The 21395-nt window shown below is 48.1% G+C and carries 17 protein-coding genes and 2 tRNA genes; 1 reads left to right on the plus strand and 18 read right to left on the minus strand.

The window, feature by feature from the left end:
- Nucleotides 1-73: 73 nt before the first annotated feature.
- From pnp to rlmE, 14 genes are all read right to left on the minus strand, one after another.
- On the minus strand, nt 74-2206 hold the full coding sequence (pnp, locus tag K0504_RS08015) for a polyribonucleotide nucleotidyltransferase (protein WP_220103662.1): 2133 nt from the start codon (nt 2204-2206) through the stop codon (nt 74-76).
- A 231-nt stretch (nt 2207-2437) separates the two neighbouring features.
- On the minus strand, nt 2438-2707 hold the full coding sequence (gene rpsO, locus K0504_RS08020) for a 30S ribosomal protein S15 (RefSeq protein WP_220103663.1): 270 nt from the start codon (nt 2705-2707) through the stop codon (nt 2438-2440).
- Between the two features lie 100 nt (nt 2708-2807).
- Nucleotides 2808-3758, minus strand: coding sequence for a tRNA pseudouridine(55) synthase TruB (truB, locus tag K0504_RS08025; protein WP_220103664.1), 951 nt, complete (start codon nt 3756-3758; stop codon nt 2808-2810).
- Nucleotides 3758-4153, minus strand: coding sequence for a 30S ribosome-binding factor RbfA (gene rbfA / locus K0504_RS08030; protein ID WP_220103665.1), 396 nt, complete (start codon nt 4151-4153; stop codon nt 3758-3760). Before rbfA ends, truB begins: the two co-directional genes overlap by 1 nt.
- 92 nt (nt 4154-4245) lie before the next feature.
- Nucleotides 4246-6927 (minus strand): translation initiation factor IF-2, encoded by a 2682-nt coding sequence (infB, locus tag K0504_RS08035; RefSeq protein WP_220103666.1) that lies wholly within the window; start codon nt 6925-6927, stop codon nt 4246-4248.
- A gap of 29 nt (nt 6928-6956) precedes the next feature.
- The gene (gene nusA, locus K0504_RS08040; RefSeq protein WP_220103667.1) at nt 6957-8462 is read right to left on the minus strand and encodes a transcription termination factor NusA; all 1506 of its coding nucleotides are present in this window, start codon (nt 8460-8462) and stop codon (nt 6957-6959) included.
- A gap of 28 nt (nt 8463-8490) precedes the next feature.
- Complete coding sequence (gene rimP / locus K0504_RS08045) at nt 8491-8946, minus strand: ribosome maturation factor RimP (RefSeq protein WP_220103668.1); 456 nt, start codon at nt 8944-8946, stop codon at nt 8491-8493.
- A 358-nt stretch (nt 8947-9304) separates the two neighbouring features.
- Nucleotides 9305-9381 (minus strand) — tRNA-Met (locus tag K0504_RS08050).
- 64 nt (nt 9382-9445) lie between these two features.
- A tRNA-Leu gene (locus K0504_RS08055) sits at nt 9446-9532 on the minus strand.
- A gap of 7 nt (nt 9533-9539) precedes the next feature.
- The gene (secG, locus tag K0504_RS08060) at nt 9540-9872 is read right to left on the minus strand and encodes a preprotein translocase subunit SecG (protein ID WP_220103669.1); all 333 of its coding nucleotides are present in this window, start codon (nt 9870-9872) and stop codon (nt 9540-9542) included.
- Nucleotides 9873-10000: 128 nt separating this feature from the next.
- Complete coding sequence (gene glmM / locus K0504_RS08065; RefSeq protein ID WP_220103670.1) at nt 10001-11341, minus strand: phosphoglucosamine mutase; 1341 nt, start codon at nt 11339-11341, stop codon at nt 10001-10003.
- On the minus strand, nt 11338-12150 hold the full coding sequence (gene folP / locus K0504_RS08070; RefSeq protein WP_220103671.1) for a dihydropteroate synthase: 813 nt from the start codon (nt 12148-12150) through the stop codon (nt 11338-11340). The genes glmM and folP overlap by 4 nt, the downstream gene beginning before the upstream one ends.
- A gap of 71 nt (nt 12151-12221) precedes the next feature.
- Nucleotides 12222-14156 carry an ATP-dependent zinc metalloprotease FtsH gene (gene ftsH / locus K0504_RS08075; RefSeq protein ID WP_318837951.1) on the minus strand — a complete coding sequence of 645 codons (1935 nt, stop codon included), beginning with the start codon at nt 14154-14156 and terminating at the stop codon, nt 12222-12224.
- Nucleotides 14157-14214: 58 nt separating this feature from the next.
- Nucleotides 14215-14847: a 23S rRNA (uridine(2552)-2'-O)-methyltransferase RlmE gene (rlmE, locus tag K0504_RS08080; RefSeq protein WP_220103673.1), complete on the minus strand. Its 633-nt coding sequence runs from the start codon at nt 14845-14847 to the stop codon at nt 14215-14217.
- Nucleotides 14848-14936: 89 nt separating this feature from the next.
- Between rlmE and yhbY the strand changes: the two genes are divergently transcribed.
- The gene (gene yhbY / locus K0504_RS08085; RefSeq protein WP_220103674.1) at nt 14937-15233 is read left to right on the plus strand and encodes a ribosome assembly RNA-binding protein YhbY; all 297 of its coding nucleotides are present in this window, start codon (nt 14937-14939) and stop codon (nt 15231-15233) included.
- A gap of 71 nt (nt 15234-15304) precedes the next feature.
- Here the strand turns inward: yhbY and greA are convergent, their stop codons facing one another.
- From greA to dapB, 4 genes are all read right to left on the minus strand, one after another.
- Entirely contained in the window at nt 15305-15778 is a 474-nt protein-coding gene (greA, locus tag K0504_RS08090) for a transcription elongation factor GreA (protein WP_220103675.1), read from the minus strand.
- A gap of 156 nt (nt 15779-15934) precedes the next feature.
- Nucleotides 15935-19150 carry a carbamoyl-phosphate synthase large subunit gene (gene carB / locus K0504_RS08095; RefSeq protein WP_220103676.1) on the minus strand — a complete coding sequence of 1072 codons (3216 nt, stop codon included), beginning with the start codon at nt 19148-19150 and terminating at the stop codon, nt 15935-15937.
- A 20-nt stretch (nt 19151-19170) separates the two neighbouring features.
- Complete coding sequence (gene carA / locus K0504_RS08100) at nt 19171-20298, minus strand: glutamine-hydrolyzing carbamoyl-phosphate synthase small subunit (RefSeq protein WP_220103677.1); 1128 nt, start codon at nt 20296-20298, stop codon at nt 19171-19173.
- A 228-nt stretch (nt 20299-20526) separates the two neighbouring features.
- Complete coding sequence (dapB, locus tag K0504_RS08105) at nt 20527-21336, minus strand: 4-hydroxy-tetrahydrodipicolinate reductase (RefSeq protein WP_220103678.1); 810 nt, start codon at nt 21334-21336, stop codon at nt 20527-20529.
- Nucleotides 21337-21395: the final 59 nt, after the last annotated feature.

Here is a 21395-nt window from a genome sequence, read left to right on the forward strand (position 1 = left end):
AGGCCAATCTTGAGATTGGCCCATTATGCAGAATTGCTGATTTAGGGCCAACCTTCGCAGGCCCCAATCTACCTTATTCCGCGTCTGATTGCTCAGTCGCTTCAGCCGCTTCTGGCTTAGCTTCTGCAGCTTTCGCTTCTTTGATGCTCAAGCGAACACGACCTTGACGATCGATTTCTAATACTTTCACATCAACGTTTTGGCCGTTTTCGAGATAGTCAGTCACTTTTTCAATGCGTTTTTCTGCAATTTGAGAAATGTGTACCAGACCTTCTTTACCCGGCAAGATTTCAACGAAAGCACCGAAATCAACGATGCGAGTAACACGACCGTGGTAAATAGTACCCACTTCAATTTCAGCAGTAATTTCTTCAATGCGCTTCAGTGCAGCTTTAGCGGCAGTGCCGTCAACTGCAGCAACATTGATTGTGCCGTCATCTTGAATGTCGATGCTACAACCCGTTTCTTCAGTGATCGAACGAATGGTTGCACCACCCTTACCAATCACGTCTTTAATCTTCTCAGGGTTGATCTTAACGGTATGAATGCGAGGAGCAAAGTCAGAGACTTCGTCACGGTGCGTACCGATCGCTTCGTCCATAACACCCAAGATGTGCAAACGAGCACCACGAGCTTGGCGCAGCGCGATTTGCATGATCTCTTTGGTAATACCTTCGATTTTGATGTCCATCTGCAACGCAGTAACACCGTCGTTAGTACCGGCCACTTTAAAGTCCATGTCACCCAAGTGATCTTCATCACCGAGAATGTCAGAAAGAACAACAAAGTCATCGCCTTCTTTCACCAAACCCATGGCGATACCGGCAACCGATGCTTTGACCGGAACACCAGCATCCATCAGAGCTAATGACGAACCACAAACAGACGCCATTGAGCTTGAACCGTTGGATTCAGTAATTTCAGACACGATACGAACCGTGTACGGGAATTCGTCTTCATCCGGCATAACCGCAGCAACGCCACGTTTAGCTAAACGGCCGTGACCGATTTCGCGACGTTTTGGAGAACCGATGAAGCCAGTTTCGCCAACACAGTACGGAGGGAAGTTATAGTGGAACAAGAACTTGTCGGTACGTTCGCCTGACAGTTCGTCCAAAATTTGCGCGTCACGTTTGGTACCGAGCGTACAAGTAACCAAGGCTTGCGTCTCACCACGAGTAAACAGCGATGAGCCGTGAGTACGTGATAATACGCCAGTTGCAACATTCAATGCGCGAACCATTTCAGGATCACGACCATCGATGCGAGGCTCACCAGCAATGATGCGCTGACGAACAACATTCTTCTCTACAGAGTAAAGAATGTCGCTGATCTCACCGGCATCCAATTCTTCGTTAGCAGTGGTCAGCTGTTCGGTAACAGTTTTCTTGATTTCGCCAACTTTGGTGTAACGCTCAGCTTTTTCAGTAATTTGATAAGCTTCCACGAACAAAGCTTCAGATGCAGCTTTAACTTGCTCGTACAGGCTTTCATTTTTAGCTGGCGCAACCCAATCCCAAGCTGGAGTAGCAACTTCTGCTGCTAATTCATTAATGGCTTGGATGGCTGTTTGCAGTTGCTCATGACCGTAAACCACGGCTTCGAGCATGACATCTTCAGGCAAAACTTCGGCTTCAGATTCAACCATCAGTACAGCTGATTCAGTACCAGCCACAATGAGGTCTAATTTTGAGTTTGGTAACTCAGAGCGCAGTGGGTTCAGTACAAAACTGTTATCCACATAACCAACTCGAGCGGCACCAATCGGTCCGTTGAACGGAATACCAGAGATTGACAATGCTGCAGACGTACCCAGCATTGTAACGATGTCAGCTGGTACTTCAGGGTTCAACGATACAACAGTGGCTACGACTTGAACTTCGTTCAAGAACCCTTCTGGAAATAATGGACGGATCGGACGGTCAACCAAACGTGCAATCAGAGTCTCGCCTTCAGATGGGCGCCCTTCACGTTTGAAAAAGCCACCTGGGATCTTACCAGCAGCATAAGCTTTTTCTTGGTAGTTAACAGTCAGAGGGAAGAAGTCCTGGCCTGGGTTGGCTTCTTTTTTACCAACAACAGAGACCAGTACAGATGTGTCATCCATGGTTGCCAGAACGGCAGCGGTGGCTTGACGTGCAATCACGCCGGTTTCCAAGGTCACAGTGTGTTGACCATACTGGAATGTTTTTACAATCGGCTTCACGATTTATATTCCTGTTTGTCTTTTCAGATTTTTACTTTCAATTTTCGCCGCATAAGTATACTGGAATCCGTCAAATTGCATAGCTCTGTTGAGCATTGCTGCGTGCTTTAACATCAATTATTTGAAGCAGTATGTGATGGCTATGTAGAAGAAGTTTTACGACAGTTACTTTTGGCGGGAATTTGTTAATAAAAAAGGGGCTGAATGCAGCCCCTTTTTCGTATTCTTTGCTTAGCGACGTAGGCCTAATTTTTCAATCAGAGCTTCGTAGCGAGCTTGGTTTTTACCTTTCAGGTAATCAAGCAATTTACGGCGCTGGCTAACCATGCGCAGCAGACCACGACGGCTGTGGTGATCGTGGATGTGAGTTTTGAAGTGACCTTGCAAGTGGTTGATTTGTGCAGTCAACAAAGCAACTTGCACTTCTGGAGAACCAGTATCGCCTTCGCCTTGCGCAAACTCAGCAACAATTTCTGCTTTCTTTTCGGTAGTTAGTGACATAGTCAATCTCCTAAAAAATGTATGTATCCAGCGCCGATCACTAATTCAGCAGCTGGCAGAGGCGGCGTACTATACCGACTCAAACAGTAAACGGCAAGTTTTATTGGCTTAGCCGCAATGCAGCAGGAACCACCAGTCGCTTAGGTGCCAACTCGCCTTCATCATTGAGCTCACCAACACCTAAAAACTCACCCGATTCAGACTTGATCCGAACTTGTCCAATGGGTTGATTGCTGACCACTTGTACCGGTTGGCCATTGCGCAAAAAGTCAGCGCTTTGCAGATCAATTTCGACTAATGGTAGTGCCACGACAGGTGAATCGGTTGGCAGCAAACAAGGATCTAAATATTCGCCTGCGGGCAACTCGGCTTGATCCGCTTTATCACGCAATGCCTGTAGTTGCTCTAAGGTCATCATTTGCTCGGTCGGATAATGTGCAACGTGTGTTCGGCGCAGCTCAGCTACATGAGCACCGCAGCCCAGCACTTCACCTAAATCATCAACCAAAGTACGCACATAAGTCCCTTTAGAACAATGTACGTCCATGGTGAGCCAAACATCATTTAGCTCGACAATTTCAAATGAAAAAATATGAATGGGCCTTGGTGGCCGCTCAATGTGAATGCCTTGACGAGCGTAATGGTAAAGAGGTTTACCTTGATGTTTGAGCGCCGAAAACATGGTGGGCACTTGTTCAATGTCGCCACGAAATTGCACCAGCGCATGTTCAACTTGCTCGGAAGTAACGTCGACTGGCTTTTCCGACACCAGCTCACCGTCAGCATCAGAAGTCGTGGTACGCTGCCCTAAGCGCGCAACAACGCGATAGCGTTTATCAGCATCAAGTAAAAATTGGCTGAACTTGGTCGCTTCGCCTAAGCAAATCGGCAGCATGCCTGTTGCTAGAGGGTCGAGAGCGCCAGTATGGCCAGCTTTTTGGGCAGTAAACATACCCCGCACTTTAATCATCACCCCATTGCTGCTCATCCCTGTTGGTTTATCAACCAGAATGACACCGTCAATCGGACGACCACGTTTGCGCCTAGCCATTACTCCTCAGACTCTCCATCTAAGTCACCGCGCTTACGTTTATCTTCTTCTACTGCAGATGTCACCACATTAGAAAGGCGCATGCCTTCAACCAACGAGTCGTCATAAATAAATTGCAGCTCAGGTGTCAGGCGCATTTTAACTTCTGAACCAAGTAAGCTACGGATGTAGCCCGCCGCGTCTTTTAAAACTTTCATGCCGGCTTTGATCGCGTCAGCATCGTCAAACAAAAACGTGACATAGATTTTGGCGTAGGCGATATCACGCGACACTTCCACGTCAGACACTGTCACCATACCAATGCGCGGATCTTTAATTTCACGCTGCAAAATCATCGCAATAGATTTTTTCACTTGTTGTGAAACGCGATCAGTACGCTTAAATGCTTTGGCCATAATTAACCTCTTTAAGCCCACATCGGGGCAATACAAAAGTGGGGGCCAAGGCCCCCACTTTTTATAACTTACTGAATTTTATGAGTGGCCGATTAGAGCGTACGCGCTACTTCGACTGTCTCAAATACTTCGATTTGGTCGCCAATGCGAACATCGTTGTAGTTCTTCACGCCGATACCACATTCCATCCCGTTGCGAACTTCTTGCACATCGTCTTTAAAGCGACGCAGTGATTCCAGTTCACCTTCGTAAATCACCACGTTTTCACGTAGGACACGAATTGGCGCAGAACGCTTAACGATACCTTCGGTCACCATACAACCAGCAATTGCACCCAGTTTTGGTGACTTAAATACGTCACGAACTTCGGCTAAGCCAATGATTTCTTGTTTGAATTCAGGCGCGAGCATACCAGTCATCGCTTGCTTAACTTCGTCAATCAAGCTGTAAATCACGCTGTAGTAGCGTAAATCGACACTTTCAGCTTCTAGCAAACGGCGCGCAGTTGCATCGGCACGAACGTTAAAGCCAAGCACAATGGCATTCGACGCGGCAGCCAGACTTGCATCTGTTTCAGTGATACCACCAACACCGGTACCAATAATCTTAACCTTCACTTCATCAGTAGAAAGTTTCAACAAGGCATCGGTAATCGCTTCCAGTGAGCCCTGCACGTCGGCTTTCAGTACGATGTTCAATTCAGACACATCGCCTTCGGTCATGTTGGCGAACATGTTCTCCAACTTGGCCTTCTGCTGACGAGCCAGTTTCACATCGCGGAATTTACCCTGACGATACAAGGCAACTTCGCGAGCTTTACGCTCATCTTTAACTGCAGTGGCTTCATCACCGGCAGACGGCACACCAGACAGACCTAAAATCTCGACTGGAATTGATGGGCCGGCCGATTCGATTTCACGACCATTCTCATCACGCATGGCGCGAACTCGGCCATACTCGAGGCCACAAAGAACGATATCGCCTTTGTTTAACTGACCTTGCTGAACCAGAACCGAAGCAACCGGACCACGACCTTTATCAAGGCGCGATTCGATAACGATGCCGCTTGCCATACCGCTAGCAACAGCTTCTAACTCAAGTACTTCTGAAACCAACAGAATGCCTTCAAGTAGATCGTCAATGCCTTCACCGCTCTTCGCAGAAACGTGAACGAACTGAACGTCGCCGCCCCAATCTTCTGGAATAACATCATGCTGCGCCAGTTCGTTCTTAACGCGATCTGGATCGGCTTCTTCTTTGTCAATCTTGTTAACCGCAACAACCAAAGGCACTTCAGCCGCTCGGGCGTGCTGAATCGCTTCAATGGTTTGTGGCATCACGCCATCATCGGCGGCAACAACCAGTACGACGATATCGGTAGACTTAGCACCACGAGCACGCATAGCAGTAAACGCTGCGTGACCCGGAGTATCTAAGAAAGTGACCATGCCATTTTCAGTTTCAACATGGTAAGCACCAATATGCTGGGTAATACCACCGGCTTCACCGTCGGCCACTTTCGCTTTACGAATGTGGTCGAGCAGCGATGTTTTACCGTGATCAACGTGGCCCATAATGGTTACCACTGGCGCACGCGATGTTTTATCGCCTGACGCTTCTGCTTCAGCCAGTACGTTAACTTCCAGCTGGTTTTCTTTAACCAACACAACTTTGTGGCCCATTTCTTCGGCAATCAGCTGTGCAGTTTCTTGATCGATAACCTGATTGATGGTCGCCATCACGCCCATCTTCATCATGGCCTTAATGACTTCAGCGCCTTTAACAGCCATTTTCTGAGCTAATTCGCCAACAGAAATGGTTTCGCCGATGCGCACGTCACGTTCAACCGGTTGTGCAGGCTTATTGAAGCCCTGCTGTAATGTTGAACCGCTTTTATTGCGAGCACCACGACGGCCACGCTGGCCACGACCAAAGTCACGGTCACCACCGGCTTTTTTCTTCTTAGGACGGCGACGACGTGCTTCTTCTGAACGGTCTTGCTCATCTTCAGCTTCTTGCGCATGGCGCGAGCTCGTGAAGTGAACATCTTGTTTTTCAGTTTCTTTTTGTTTCTTTTCTTGTTCGGCCCAGCGAGCAGCGTTTTCTTCAGCCAGCTTACGTGCCTCTTCCGCTTGACGAGCAGCTTCTTCTTCCGCTTTACGTGCTGCTTCGGCTTCCTGCTTCGCTTTTATCGCTTCAGCTTCAAGACGAGCCGCTTCTTTCACGCGCTCTTCTTCTTCGCGCTTAATTTTCGCTTCAGGTGACTCGTTCGCCAATTGCTTTTGACGCGCAACTTCTTTGCGACGTGCTTCTTCGTCAGCTTTGGCTTTGGCTTCAGCTTCAGCTTTGGCTTTGGCTTCGGCTTTAGCTTTCGCTTCAGCGGCGGCTTTTGCTTCCGCTTCTAGGCGTGCTTTTTCTTCAGCTTCACGCTGAGCTTGTTGCTCAGCTTCTAGGCGAGCTTGTTCAGCTGCTGGATCTCGTTTGACGTAGGTACGCTTTTTACGGACTTCAACCTGAACTTGCTTATTACGGCCTTCAGAGCTTGTTACCTGTAACGTGCTTTTCTTGGTACGGCGCAATGTCATGCGCTTCGGCGCAGCATCGCCTTCACCGCCATGCTGCTTGTTCAAATGTGAAACCAAAGTTTGCTTTTCGTCTTCGGTCACCATGTCATCTGCTTTTTTGCTGATACCGGCTTCTTTAAATTGTTCGATCAATCGATCGACATTGGTACCAACATCAGTCGCGAGCTTCTCTATGCTTACTTCTGCCATGCTTCGCTACTCTCCCGTTAATTCTATCTTTAAGCTTCGTCACTGAACCAACAAATCTGGCGAGCAGCCATGATCAGTTCACCGGCAGAAGTCTCATTTAAGTCTTCAAGATCTGAAATGTCATCAACACCTTGCTCTGCAAGGTCTTCTAAGGTGACAACACCGCGAGCCGCTAAGCGGAACGCTACTTGACGATCTAAGCCCTCGAGCGCAAGAAGATCTTCCGCTGGCTCAGCATTTTCCAACGACTCTTCGTTGGCCAGCGCTTTGGTCGTAATGGCCGCTTTGGCACGATCGCGTAACTCTTCAACGAGATCTTCATCGAAGCCATCAATTTCCAGTAATTCATTTACAGGTACAAAAGCGATTTCTTCGAGGGTGTTGAAACCTTCGTCAACCAGAACACCGGCAAATTCTTCATCAATACCCAAGTCAGTCACCAGCCCTTCAATGAATTTCTGGGATTCAGCTTGATGTTTAGTATTCATGTCTTCTTGGGTCATCACGTTCAATTCCCATTCAGTCAGCTGACTGGCAAGGCGAACGTTCTGGCCGTTACGACCAATAGCTTGCGCTAAATTTGATGCTTCAACGGCAACATCGATTGAACCCGCATCCTCATCAACGATGATCGCTGCAACATCAGCAGGTGCCATGGCGTTAATCACATATTGAGCAACGTTGTCGTCCCACAATACGATATCAATGCGTTCGCCACCGAGTTCACCAGAGACGGCTTGCACGCGAGATCCGCGCATGCCAACACAGGCACCAACAGGATCAATACGACGGTCATTGGTTTTAACTGCGATTTTTGCACGACTACCTGGATCACGAGCGGCGCCAAAAATTTCAATCATCTCTTCGCCAATTTCTGGCACTTCAACGCGGAATAATTCGATCAACATTTCCGGCTTAGTGCGAGAAACAAACAGCTGAGCGCCACGAGCTTCTGGGCGAACGGCATACAACAGACCGCGAACTCGGTCGCCTGGGCGGAATGACTCGCGCGGCAACATATCTTCACGATACATAATAGCTTCTGCATTGCTACCCAAGTCGAGAATCACGCTGTCGCGGTTAACTTTCTTTACGACACCGGTGATCAACTCACCTTCTTGATCCGCAAACTGTTCAACAACTTGCTGACGTTCTGCTTCACGTACTTTTTGAACAATAACCTGCTTCGCTGTTTGTGTAGTGATACGGTCGAAGACAATTGATTCAATTGATTCTTCAACATAATCACCTTCTTGCAGTGACTCGTCTTCCCAAAGGGCACGCGCCACTTCCAGTGAGTATTCCTTGGTTGGGAACTCAGAAAGCTGGTCATCAGCAATAACTAACCAACGACGAAACGTTTCAAAATCACCGGTTTTACGGTCGATATCGATACGAACTTCAATGTCAGTAGAATTTTTCTTTTTAGTCGCAGTAGCTAGGGCGGACTCAAGCGCCTCAAAAATTTTCTCTCGCGGCACTGCTTTTTCGTTAGAAACTGCATCGACGACTTGCAGAATTTCTTTATTATTCATGTATTCAACCTCTTCCTAACTACGCCGATTAAAACTTGGCAACCAAGTTGGCTTTGTCGACATTATCGATCATCAACTCAACTTCATGCTTAGCAGTTTCGACAACAGCCATGCCGTTATCCACTGCCTTCAGAGTTCCTTGGAATTTACGTTGGCCGAACTGTGGCAAGCGGGTTTTTACCGCAATGACATGACCAACGTACATTTCATAATGGTGGGGCTTTAACAAAGGCCGCTCCATACCTGGCGAAGAAACTTCCAGGTAATACTCGGAGCTGATTGGATCTTCAACATCCATTACAGCACTGACTTGACGACTTGCTTCGGCGCAATCGTCGATATTCACACCGTCAGGACTATCAATGTATAAACGTAGTGTTGAGTGTTTGCCCGCGCGGACAAATTCCAAACCCCACAGCTCAAAACCTAAGGCTTCAACGGCCGGCTCTAACAAGTCTGTGAGTCTAGATTCCAGTGTAGCCATATGTCTCCCGGAAACAAAAAAAGGGCGCAAGGCCCCAGTCAACAAGCGTCAGATACTTCTCTGACACTCACATAGCAAAAAGCCCCAAGTCACCCGGGGCTTATGCTGCTTTACCCTTTCCTTCAAGATGTGAATCTTGACTGGATGTTGGTTGCGAAACGGACGTTAAATCAACCGTCTGCTTCGCTGAGCTAATGAAGCGCTGAGCATTGACTCAAAGCATCTTCATCCAAATAATTCAAAGCTCAAATTTGGTTACGGAGGTCGAATTGAAGGTAAGACCTTTTCCGCGGAGCTTATAAAGAGCTGAGCCTTGGCTCATAACAACTCTTTACCCAAACGTTTCAAAACTCGAATTTGGTTGCGGGGGCTGGATTTGAACCAACGACCTTCGGGTTATGAGCCCGACGAGCTACCAAACTGCTCCACCCCGCGTCATTTTCGCAACGCATTGTACTGGCTTGAACCGTTAGATTCAAGCAAACAATCTATGCTTAATTGGTGCCGAGAGCGGGACTTGAACCCGCACGTCCGAAAGGACACTACCCCCTCAAGATAGCGTGTCTACCAATTCCACCACCTCGGCGAAGAATTTATTGCGGAATATCCGATTCCGGCGCTGATGCAGGTACGTCTTGTTCAATCACAACAGGAGCTGCATCGGTCAGGTTTTCCCATTCCTGACTTTGCTTCACTCGATTATTGGTGAGGTTACCAATGATCAAGCTCAGCACGAAGAAGATAGTCGCCAATACGGAGGTTGAACGAGTCAGGAAGTTACCAGAGCCGCCAGAACCAAATAGGCTAGCAGATGCACCTGCGCCAAATGAGGCACCCATGTCTGCACCTTTACCTTGCTGAATCAACACCAAGCCAATAATTGCCAAGGCAACCAGCAGATAAACAATGATAATCAGTTCGTACATTCGTCACTCTCAAGCGCTTTTTGCGCTGATTTGTCTCGTATTTAAGCCCACCATCATCAGGGCGGGCGAGATATTAACGAACCTGCAGGGAAGATACAAGTTCATTTTCCTGCTTTTCCGTCAAGCGGTTATTCAGTGGCCAATTTTACCTGTTCAGCAATAGTTTCAGCGCTTTTCTGAACCAGTGCCTGATTATCGCCTTCAACCATCACTCGAACCAGTGGTTCTGTACCTGATTTACGCAATAAAACTCGACCAGTGCGCCCTAACTCGGCTTCTACCGCAACAACAGACGCTTTAACTTGTTCGTTTGATAACGGGTCGCTGCCTTCCTTAAAGCGAATATTAATAAGCACTTGTGGGAATTTCTCCATGCCGCGGGCCATTTCATGCAAGGACAACTCAGAGTGGTGAGATGCAGTTAACACTTGAAGAGCCGCGACAATGCCATCACCCGTTGAGGTGCGATCTAAACAGATAATATGACCAGATCCTTCACCGCCGAAAAGCCAACCTTTCTCTTGCAGCATTTCCATCACATAGCGATCGCCCACTTTGGAGCGGACAAATGGAATACCAAGCGTGCCTAATGCAAGCTCCATCCCGAGATTGGTCATTTGGGTGCCGACAACGCCACCTTTTAAGCGACCTTGACGCATAGCATCGCGTGCAATAATAAACAGCAGTTGATCACCGTCGAGCACTTGGCCAGTATGATCGACCATGATGCAGCGATCACCATCGCCATCAAGCGCAATTCCAACATCAGCCTGCTCGGCAACCACCGTATCCACCAATAGTTGCGTATCGGTAGCGCCACATTTTTCATTAATGTTGGTACCGTTTGGCGAGACACCAATGGTAATCACCTCAGCACCCAATTCGCGGAAGACAGAAGGCGCGATGTCGTAGGTTGCACCATTGGCGCAGTCCACCACAATTTTCATACCTTGCAGGTTCATGTAGTAAGGCACGGTGCTTTTACAAAATTCGATATAACGACCTGCAGCATCATCGATTCGAACGGCTTTACCAAGCTCAGCGTTATCGACGCAAGTCAGTGGTCTATCAAGCTCGGCTTCAATAGCAAGCTCTAGATCATCATCCAGCTTGGTCCCCATGGCGGAAAAGAATTTAATACCGTTGTCGTAATAAGGGTTGTGAGAGGCACTCAATACAATGCCTGCTTCTGCGCGAAAAGTGCGAGTCAAATAGGCCACTGCCGGCGTTGGCATTGGCCCCATTAAATTCGCTTTTAAACCTGCCGCAGCTAAACCTGCTTCTAACGCCGCTTCGAGCATGTAATTCGAGATGCGAGTGTCTTTGCCAATCAACACGTTATTGGTGCCTTGCTTAGATAAAACGCGCCCAGCCGCCCAGCCAAGTTTCAACATAAAATCGGGTGTAATGGCGCCTTCGCCTACCCGCCCACGAATACCATCGGTACCAAAATATTTACGTTCACTCATGCTTTTTGCTCCTTGACGGCTTGCCATACACGCAAGCAATCCATTGTTTCTTTCACATCGTGCACACGGAATATATGCGCACCTTGATTCAAAGTTACCATCATGCCAGCCAAGCTGGCCGCTAATCTATCATCAACATCACGATCTAATAACTTACCAAACATCGACTTACGTGATAGGCCAATCAATACCGGATACCCTAACTCAACCAGCGCTTCGACTTGCGCTAACAAGCTCAAATTGTGAGGTAGTGTTTTTCCGAATCCAAAGCCTGGATCTAACACAATATGGTCCTTGGCGATCCCGGCCTCAATACAGGTTTGCGCCCTCGCCCGTAAAAATTCGTTAACCTCGTCCGCCACATCGCCATAGGATGGCTCGACTTGCATCGTCCTTGGCGTCCCCTGCATGTGCATTAAGCAAACCGGTACATTTGCCTTAGCGGCAGCTTGCAGCGCTCCAGGCTCCTGTAAAGCGCAGACATCATTAATCATCGACGCACCGGCTGCTACCGCTTCGGTCATCACCTTCGCTTTTGTGGTGTCGATAGAAATAGGCACATCAAAGCGCTGACGAATTGCTTCAATAACCGGAATAACGCGCGACAATTCTTCCGCTTCTGCAACATCCTCAGCGCCTGGCCGTGTGGATTCGCCACCGATATCAATGATGCTCGCGCCGTCGGCAATCATTTGTTCGGTCTGCTTTAACGCGTTATCGAGCGAATTAAAGGCGCCGCCATCGGAAAAGGAGTCGGGCGTGACATTTAAGATCCCCATTACCTGGGGTTTATATAAATCGAATGTCATTTGGTGTTGATTCTCTGGGCTAACAAAAAGCCCCGCATGCGGGGCTTTTTTTCTGGGGCAACTATAGCAGATTATTTGGCTTCAGCGTCTTCTGCACCATCTACCTTTGGCTCTTGTGATTCATTCACATCAAGCTTGGTATCAGAGCTGCCATTTGAGCCAGAGCCGGCAGAGTCATCATTGTTCCAATCTGCTGGCGGTCTCACTTCGCGACGAGCCATCAGATCGTCAATTTGCTTAGCATCAATGGTTTCATACTTCATCAACGCATCTTTCATCGAGTGCAGCACATCGAGATTATCCGTCAAGATTTTCTGTGAACGCTGGTAGTTACGATCAATCAGCAACTTGATTTCTTCATCAATGGCGCGCGCCGTTTCATCAGACATGTGCTTCACTTTTGCCGCAGTACGGCCTAAGAACACTTCGCCCTCTTCTTCGGCATATAGCATTGGGCCCATTTTTTCGGACAAGCCCCATTGCGTCACCATCTTACGAGCAATGTCAGTGGCACGCTCGATATCATTTGACGCACCAGTCGTCACTTTGTCATTACCATAAATAATCGCTTCTGCGATCCGGCCACCAAACAGGCTTGAGACCATGCTTTCTAAGTGCAATTTCGAGTGACTAACACGATCTTGCTCTGGTAGATACATAGTGACACCTAGGGCTCGGCCTCGAGGAATGATAGAGACCTTATAGACAGGATCATGATCAGGCACGATACGACCAACAATGGCGTGTCCCGCTTCGTGATAAGCGGTCATCTCTTTCTCTTGCTCGGTCATCACCATGGACTTGCGCTCGGCGCCCATCATGATTTTATCTTTGGCTTTTTCAAACTCTTCCATGCTGACTTTACGACGGCTACCACGAGCAGCAAACAGTGCCGCCTCGTTCACCAAGTTCGATAAATCGGCACCGGAGAAGCCTGGCGTACCACGAGCAATAACAGATGCTTCAACATCATCAGCAATCGGAACTTTGCGCATGTGTACTTTTAGAATTTGCTCTCGACCACGCACATCAGGCAAGCCAACAACAACTTGGCGGTCAAAGCGACCAGGGCGAAGCAACGCTGGGTCTAATACGTCTGGGCGGTTGGTTGCAGCAATAACGATAATGCCTTCATTGCCTTCAAAACCATCCATTTCGACCAGCATTTGGTTAAGCGTTTGCTCACGTTCATCGTGACCACCACCTAAACCGGCACCACGCTGACGGCCTACCGCATCAATTTCATCAATAAATACGATACAAGGCGCTGCTTTCTTAGCTTGTTCGAACATGTCACGAACACGCGAAGCACCAACACCAACAAACATTTCAACAAAGTCAGAACCTGAAATGGTGAAGAACGGCACTTTCGCTTCACCAGCAATGGCTCGCGCCAGCAAGGTTTTACCTGTACCCGGCTGACCGACCATTAAAATACCTGTAGGAATCTTGCCGCCGAGACGTTGGAACTTGGATGGATCTTTTAAGTAATCCACCAGCTCAGCTACTTCTTCTTTGGCTTCATCGACACCAGCGACATCGGCAAACGTTGTTTTGATCTGATCTTCGCTCATCAAGCGAGCTTTACTTTTGCCAAACGACATGGCGCCTTTACCGCCGCCGCCTTGCATTTGACGCATGAAGAAAATCCAGACGCCAATGAGTAACAACATTGGGAACCAGGAAATAAAGATCTGCGAAATGAAGCTTGGCTCTTCTGGTTTTTTACCAAAAGCACGCACATCTTGTTTGATTAAGTCATTCAGCAAATCGTCATCATAGAACGGCATCACGGTTTCAAATGCTTCACCGTTACGCTTGGTGCCATTAATAATTTGCCCATCAATGGTTACTTCGCGAATATCACCACGCCGAACATCTTGTACAAACGCCGTGTAATCTTGTTGACCACTTGTCGATTCGCTGGGCGAAAAACTCTGAAACACAGACATCAGCACAACGGCGATGACCAACCAGAGAATTAAATTTTTCACCATATCACTCAAAGGAGTTGTCCTCTCTCAGCTTTATTATTTAGTAGGGTTAAACTCTAACAACTAGAGATTACCGCAGTTTATAGCCCGTCGCTACCATGAACACTTCTCTTGAACGTGATCGCGACGAATCAGGTTTACGAATCTTAACCGATTTAAACGAACGTCGAACTTCCGCTAAAAACGGGTCAAACCCTTCTCCCTGAAATACCTTTACGACAAAGTTGCCATTAGCCGCCAGTACTTGATGACACATTTCTAGCGCCAACTCGACCAAATACATGCGTCGAGGCTGATCAACACTCGGGTTACCCGACATGTTGGGCGCCATATCTGATAGCACAACATCCACCATTTGGTCGCCGACACGATTCAGTAGCGCGGCCAGCACAGCCTCGTCACGGAAATCGCCTTTTAAAAATTCAACACCGGCAATCGGATCCATATCCAAGATGTCACAGGCAATAACCCGACCCGAGTCATCAACTTGTTCGGCGCAAAACTGCGACCACCCACCGGGAGCCGCTCCCAAATCCACCACGGTATTGCCACGCCGGATAACTTTATCTTTTTGCTGGATCTCATCCAACTTAAACACCGCACGCGAGCGCAACCCCTGTTTCTGGGCTTCTTTGACGTATTTATCGTCAAAATGTTCTTTCAGCCAACGCTTACTACTGGCACTGCGTTTCTTATTCGACATGACTAAATTAAGTTTGTTGTAGGCTAATTCCTGCAGATGGAGGTAAACTTAGCAGAATTCAAGTCTCTAACAGCAAAGAAAGCACATTCATGCAACTTAGCAATAAGCAAAAACAATACCTTAAAGCCGAAGCTCACCCGTTAAAAGCGGTCGTCATGCTTGGCAACAATGGCCTAACCGAAGGGGTTATGGCTGAAATCGACTTGGCGTTAGCTCACCACGAACTGATTAAAGTAAAAATTCTGGGCGAAGATAAAGCAGAGCGCCAGCTCATTTGCGATGCAATTTGCCGTGAATCAGGCGCCAGCTTGGTGCAAATCATTGGGAAAGTCGCAATTTTCTTTTTACCAAGCGAAGAATCTAAATTCTCTTTGCCAAAAGGCTAACCGTACCTTTCGCAAGTCGATAAAAAACCCGGCAGTTGCCGGGTTTTTATTTGTAAGCAAAGATGACCGAATTAAGCGTACTTTACTTCCAGAATTTCAAATTCAACATCGCCACCGGGAGTTTTAACCGTCACTTCATCGCCTTCAGATTTACCAATGAGTCCACGAGCAATTGGGCTGTTAACTGAAATCAAATTCTTTTTCAGATCGGCTTCATCGTCACCAACAATACGGTAAGTCAGCTCAGCATCGGTATCAATATTCAGCAGATCTACGGTAGCGCCAAAAATAACTTTGCCGTTGGCATCCATTTTACTGACATCAATAATTTGCGCATTGGACAACTTAGCTTCAATTTCTTGAATGCGACCTTCACAAAACCCTTGCTGCTCTCGGGCGGCGTGGTATTCAGCGTTTTCTTTCAAATCACCATGTTCACGGGCTTCCGCAATCGCTTCGATAATTTTCGGGCGACGGGTACCTTTTAGGTAATCAAGCTCTTCGCGCAAGCTATCGGCGCCCTGCACAGTCATTGGAATTTTCATATCGTCAAATACCACACTAAGCGACCATCATAAGCCGCAAATTACATTTAAATAGGTTGAAAAAAAGAGGCAAAAAAAACCGCCTCAATGAGGCGGCTTTTATCAGCCGATGCGACGATTCTATACCGAATCGCCAATCAAATCATCTGCTACTGCTTAGATCAGCTTGTGAAGCTCCTGAACTGAGCGAACAATCGCACTTGGGTCGGCACTGTGAGCCATGCACGTCGCAAAGGCACCATTAAGCGTCGTGGTGTAGTTCACCTTGTGCTGCAAGGCGCCACGGCGCAGAACTTTCGAGTCTTCAATCGCCTGACGACCTTGGGTGGTGTTGACGATGTAGCTGTACTCACCGTTCTTGATACGGTCAAGAATGTGTGGACGGCCTTCATGCACCTTGTTCACCAAGCGTACATTAATGCCAGCTTCACCCAACACCACGGCAGTGCCGTGAGTCGCATCAAGTTCGTAGCCCAAATCAACCAATTGCTTGGCTAATTCAACAATGCGTTTTTTATCACCCGGACGAACCGATAGCAAAGCACGGCCTTGTTTTGGTACATCTTTAATAGAGCCCAATTGTGCTTTTGCGTAGGCTTCAGCAAAAGTTTCACCAACGCCCATCACCTCACCGGTAGAGCGCATTTCTGGCCCAAGAATTGGGTCAACGCCAAGGAATTTATTGAACGGCAACACCACTTCTTTCACCGAGTAATACGGTGGAATAACTTCTTCTTCAAAGCCTTGTTCAGCTAACGACGTACCGGCCATGACACGAGCGGCAACTTTTGCCAATGCAACACCGGTCGCTTTTGAGACGAACGGTACCGTACGTGCGGCACGAGGGTTCACCTCAATCAGGTAAACTTCATTGTCCTTGATGGCGAACTGAGTATTCATCAAACCAATAACGCCCAGTTCAAAGGCCAGTTTAGCCACTTGCTCACGCAATACCGCCTGAATTTCAGCGCTTAGCGTGTATGGCGGTAATGAACAGGCAGAATCACCCGAGTGAACACCGGCTTGCTCAATGTGCTCCATGATGCCGCCAATAACCACTTGCTTACCATCGCAGATGGCATCGATATCAACCTCAATGGCGTCATCTAGGAAGCGATCAAGCAACACTGGCGATTCATTCGATACCGACACGGCTTCATTAAAGTAACGACGCAGATCTTGTTCGTCAGAAACAATTTCCATGGCGCGGCCACCCAGTACATAAGATGGACGAACAACCAATGGATAAGTAATGCGTTCAGCATCACGAACCGCATCTTCTAGGTTCGTTACCGTTGCATTTTCAGGTTGTTTCAAGCCTAAGCGTTCAACGGCCTGCTGGAAACGTTCCCGATCTTCCGCACGGTCAATTGCATCAGGGCTGGTACCGATAACCGGTACACCTGCAGCTTCAAGAGCACGAGCAAGTTTCAGAGGGGTTTGACCACCATACTGAACAATCACGCCTTTAGGCTGTTCAACACGAACAATCTCGAGTACGTCTTCCAGTGTGACTGGCTCGAAGTACAAGCGATCAGAGGTGTCATAGTCGGTCGAAACGGTTTCAGGGTTACAGTTCACCATGATGGTTTCGTAACCGTCTTCGCGCATGGCTAAAGCGGCATGAACACAACAGTAGTCAAACTCGATACCTTGGCCAATACGGTTTGGACCGCCACCAAGTACCATGATTTTATCTTTATCAGACGGCTGCGCTTCACACTCTTCGTCGTAACTTGAGTACATGTAAGCCGTACTGGTTGAAAATTCTGCAGCACAGGTATCAACACGCTTGTAAACAGGCAGAATGCCTTCGCGCTGACGTAATTTGCGCACTTCTTTTTCAGACACACCCAGCAACAATGCCAAGCGAGCATCAGCAAAACCTTTGCGTTTGAGTAAACGCAGCAGGTCGGCATCAAGCCCAGATAAGCCAGCGTCAGCGACGCGAGCTTCCAGCTCAACCAATTGGTGGATCTGAACCAGATACCATGGGTCGACTTTGGTCAGCTTAAAGACATCTTCAACGGTAAAGCCGTGACGGAATGCATCGGCGATATACCAAATGCGCTCTGCACCAGCTTCTTTCAATTCGTAGGTTAAGATCGTTTTGGCTTCTGGATCGTCCAATGCAACGATTGGATCGAAACCAGTGGCACCAACTTCCAAGCCACGAAGGGCTTTTTGCAACGACTCTTGTTGGTTACGGCCAATGGCCATTACCTCACCGACTGACTTCATCTGAGTAGTCAGGCGGTCGTTAGCACCGGCAAACTTCTCAAAGTTAAAGCGTGGGATTTTTGTAACGACGTAGTCAATCGCAGGTTCGAACGACGCAGGTGTTGCGCCGCCAGTGATGTCATTGGCTAGTTCATCGAGGGTGTAGCCCACCGCCAACTTGGCTGCGATTTTTGCAATCGGGAAACCCGTCGCTTTAGACGCCAGTGCCGATGAACGGCTTACCCGCGGGTTCATCTCAATGATCACCATGCGGCCATCATCAGGGTTCACACCAAACTGAACGTTTGAGCCGCCGGTTTCTACGCCAATTTCACGCAGTACTGCCATCGAGGCATTACGCATGATTTGGTATTCTTTATCGGTCAGGGTTTGTGCTGGTGCCACGGTGATGGAGTCACCCGTATGCACGCCCATTGGGTCGAAGTTTTCGATAGAACAAACGATAATGCAGTTATCCGCTTTGTCGCGAACCACTTCCATTTCGTATTCTTTCCAACCAATCAAAGATTCGTCAATCAACAGCTCGTTGGTTGGGCTCAAGTCCAATCCGCGAGTACAGATTTCTTCGAATTCTTCAACGTTATAGGCAATCCCACCGCCCGTGCCGCCCATGGTGAAAGACGGTCGAATGATACATGGGAAGCCAATACGCGAGACCACGTCATGAGCTTCTTCCATGCTGTGCGCGGTTTCCGCACGTGGCGTTTCAAGGCCAATAGATTTCATCGCTTTATCAAAGCGATCTCGATCTTCGGCTTTGTCGATGGCGTCAGCGGTAGCACCAATCATGGTCACGCCGTACTTCTCAAGCACGCCATGACGATCTAAATCCAAAGCACAGTTCAATGCCGTTTGGCCGCCCATGGTTGGCAGCACCGCATCAGGCTTTTCTTTTTCAATGATCTTGGCAACCACTTCCCATTGAATTGGCTCGATGTATGTCGCATCCGCCATTTCAGGATCGGTCATGATCGTCGCTGGGTTCGAGTTCACCAGGACAACCCGGTACCCTTCTTCACGCAGCGCTTTACAGGCCTGAGCACCCGAGTAATCAAACTCACATGCTTGACCAATTACAATTGGGCCGGCGCCCAAAATCAGAATACTTTTAATATCCGTACGTTTTGGCATGTCTCGTTGTCTCGCTCGTTTTAGGCGCGGGCCTGCATTAATTCAATGAAGTGGTCAAACAATGGTGCCGCATCGTGCGGGCCAGGGCTGGCTTCAGGGTGCCCCTGGAAGCTGAATGCTGGCTTGTCGGTGCGGTGAATACCTTGTAATGAACCATCGAACAATGACACGTGAGTTGCCTTCAGGTTGGCTGGCAAGGTTTCTTCATCAACCGCAAAACCGTGGTTTTGCGCGGTGATCATGACCACATTGCGCTCTAAATCTTTCACCGGATGGTTGGCACCATGGTGGCCAAACTTCATTTTCACTGTTTTCGCACCGCTCGCTAACGCAAGCAGCTGGTGACCCAAACAAATACCAAAAACTGGAATGTCTGTTTCAAGGAACGATTGAATCGCAGTAATTGCGTAGTCACATGGTTCCGGATCACCTGGACCATTGGAAAGAAAGATTCCGTCTGGTTTTAGTGCTAACACTTCTTCCGCAGAGGTTTGCGCAGGAACAATTGTCAGGCGACAGCCTCGTTCAACCAACATGCGTAAAATATTGCGTTTGGCACCGAAATCGTAAGCAACAACGTGAAAATCTTCATTTTCTAACTTTCCGTGACCTTCACCCAATTTCCAGGTGCTGTCCGTCCAGCTATAAAGTTTGTCGGTTGTCACTTCTTTGGCCAAATCCATGCCCTTCAGGCCAGGAAAGCCTTTTGCTTCCGCTAGCGCTGTTGCTTCATCGAAGCTTTCCGCTGCCACGATACAACCAGCCTGCGCTCCTTTTTCTCGGAGGATGCGAGTCAGTTTACGTGTGTCAATGTCACAAATACCTACCACGTTCCGTGATTCGAGGTATTCACTCAGGGTTTGCTCATTTCGGAAATTGCTGGCAATGATAGGCAGATCGCGAATCACAAGGCCTTTGGCCCATATTTCAGAAGATTCTTCATCTTCAGAATTGGTGCCCGTATTACCGATATGAGGGTAAGTTAAGGTGACGATTTGGCGAGCGTATGATGGATCAGTCAAAATTTCCTGATAACCGGTCATTGAAGTGTTAAAGACAACTTCACCGGTTGCCATACCGTCTGCACCAATAGATGTGCCGCGGAAAATAGTACCGTCTTCGAGTACCAAGAGGGCAGCTTTAGCCAAGATAACCTCCACAGTTGTGGTCAGCTGTTCAAGTCGATAATGGGAGCGACAGAACGTCGCGAATGATTCCCATTAATCCCTCTTTGCCTACGTGCTGGCAAATTGAACGCATTCTAGAGCAAAAACTGACTACCGTCCATCACCAATTAAAAAAACCTTCATAAATGAAGGTTTCATATAAAAAAGCCACTATAAAGCTAGAAAAGATAGTTAAAGTTCTGCCTTTAACTACTTTAAGTCCAACACATCGAACATATCGTAAAGGCCAGTTTCTTTATCCATCAACCAGTTTGCGGCTCGCATCGCACCGTTGGCGTACGTTGCACGGCTAGAGGATTTATGGGTTATTTCCAAACGTTCGCCGATATCGGCAAACATTGCGGTGTGCTCACCAATAATATCGCCAGCACGAACGGTGGCAAAACCAATGGTCTTTGGATCACGCTCACCGGTGATCCCTTCGCGCCCATAAACGGCGCATTCATTTAAGTCACGACCTAAGGTGTCAGCAATGACTTGCCCCATCTTCAAGGCAGTACCAGAAGGCGCATCTTTCTTGAAACGATGGTGTGCTTCGATAATTTCAATGTCGTGTTCAGACATAACCGCGGAGGCTTGCTCCAGCAGTTTAAACATTAAATTGACCGCAACGCTCATATTAGGCGCCATCATCACCGCTGTGTCTTTTGCCATTTCGGCAATGTCAGCTTGCTGAGCATCGGTAAAGCCTGTCGTACCAATCACCAGCTTTTTGCCATGTTCGCGGCACCAAGCCAAATTCACCAAGGTTGCTTCTGGAACAGTAAAGTCGATCACCACATCAACATGGTCTTCGAGGCCTTGCAAACCAGCAGTCACAGGTACATTAATGACACCAAGCCCAGCCAATTCACCGGCATCGACACCAATAAGACTGCTTTCTGGACGTTCAAACGCGCCACCAATTGTAACGGAGTCTTTCTGGTGGCCAACTTCCAATAACGTTTTGCCCATGCGGCCCTGGCAGCCAGCAATCGCAACGCGAACTTGATTGCTCATTATTCCTTTCCTGTCTGATGATGTGGGGGGATTAGCGGGCGACAACTGTACTGGCTTCG

This window comes from Neiella holothuriorum (assembly GCF_019457915.1).
GTDB lineage: Bacteria > Pseudomonadota > Gammaproteobacteria > Enterobacterales > Neiellaceae > Neiella > Neiella holothuriorum.

Bases quoted from the DNA above. Each gene is read 5' to 3' on its own strand.
- rbfA (WP_220103665.1), bottom strand. From the start codon at position 4,153: ATGGCCAAAGCATTTAAGCGTACTGATCGCGTTTCACAACAAGTGAAA.
- rlmE (WP_220103673.1), bottom strand. From the start codon at position 14,847: ATGTCGAATAAGAAACGCAGTGCCAGTAGTAAGCGTTGGCTGAAAGAA.
- folP (WP_220103671.1), bottom strand. From the start codon at position 12,150: ATGACATTCGATTTATATAAACCCCAGGTAATGGGGATCTTAAATGTC.
- rpsO (WP_220103663.1), bottom strand. From the start codon at position 2,707: ATGTCACTAACTACCGAAAAGAAAGCAGAAATTGTTGCTGAGTTTGCG.
- rimP (WP_220103668.1), bottom strand. From the start codon at position 8,946: ATGGCTACACTGGAATCTAGACTCACAGACTTGTTAGAGCCGGCCGTT.
- glmM (WP_220103670.1), bottom strand. From the start codon at position 11,341: ATGAGTGAACGTAAATATTTTGGTACCGATGGTATTCGTGGGCGGGTA.
- carB (WP_220103676.1), bottom strand. From the start codon at position 19,150: ATGCCAAAACGTACGGATATTAAAAGTATTCTGATTTTGGGCGCCGGC.
- nusA (WP_220103667.1), bottom strand. From the start codon at position 8,462: ATGAATAATAAAGAAATTCTGCAAGTCGTCGATGCAGTTTCTAACGAA.
- yhbY (WP_220103674.1), top strand. From the start codon at position 14,937: ATGCAACTTAGCAATAAGCAAAAACAATACCTTAAAGCCGAAGCTCAC.
- secG (WP_220103669.1), bottom strand. From the start codon at position 9,872: ATGTACGAACTGATTATCATTGTTTATCTGCTGGTTGCCTTGGCAATT.
- dapB (WP_220103678.1), bottom strand. From the start codon at position 21,336: ATGAGCAATCAAGTTCGCGTTGCGATTGCTGGCTGCCAGGGCCGCATG.
- truB (WP_220103664.1), bottom strand. From the start codon at position 3,758: ATGGCTAGGCGCAAACGTGGTCGTCCGATTGACGGTGTCATTCTGGTT.
- infB (WP_220103666.1), bottom strand. From the start codon at position 6,927: ATGGCAGAAGTAAGCATAGAGAAGCTCGCGACTGATGTTGGTACCAAT.
- greA (WP_220103675.1), bottom strand. From the start codon at position 15,778: ATGAAAATTCCAATGACTGTGCAGGGCGCCGATAGCTTGCGCGAAGAG.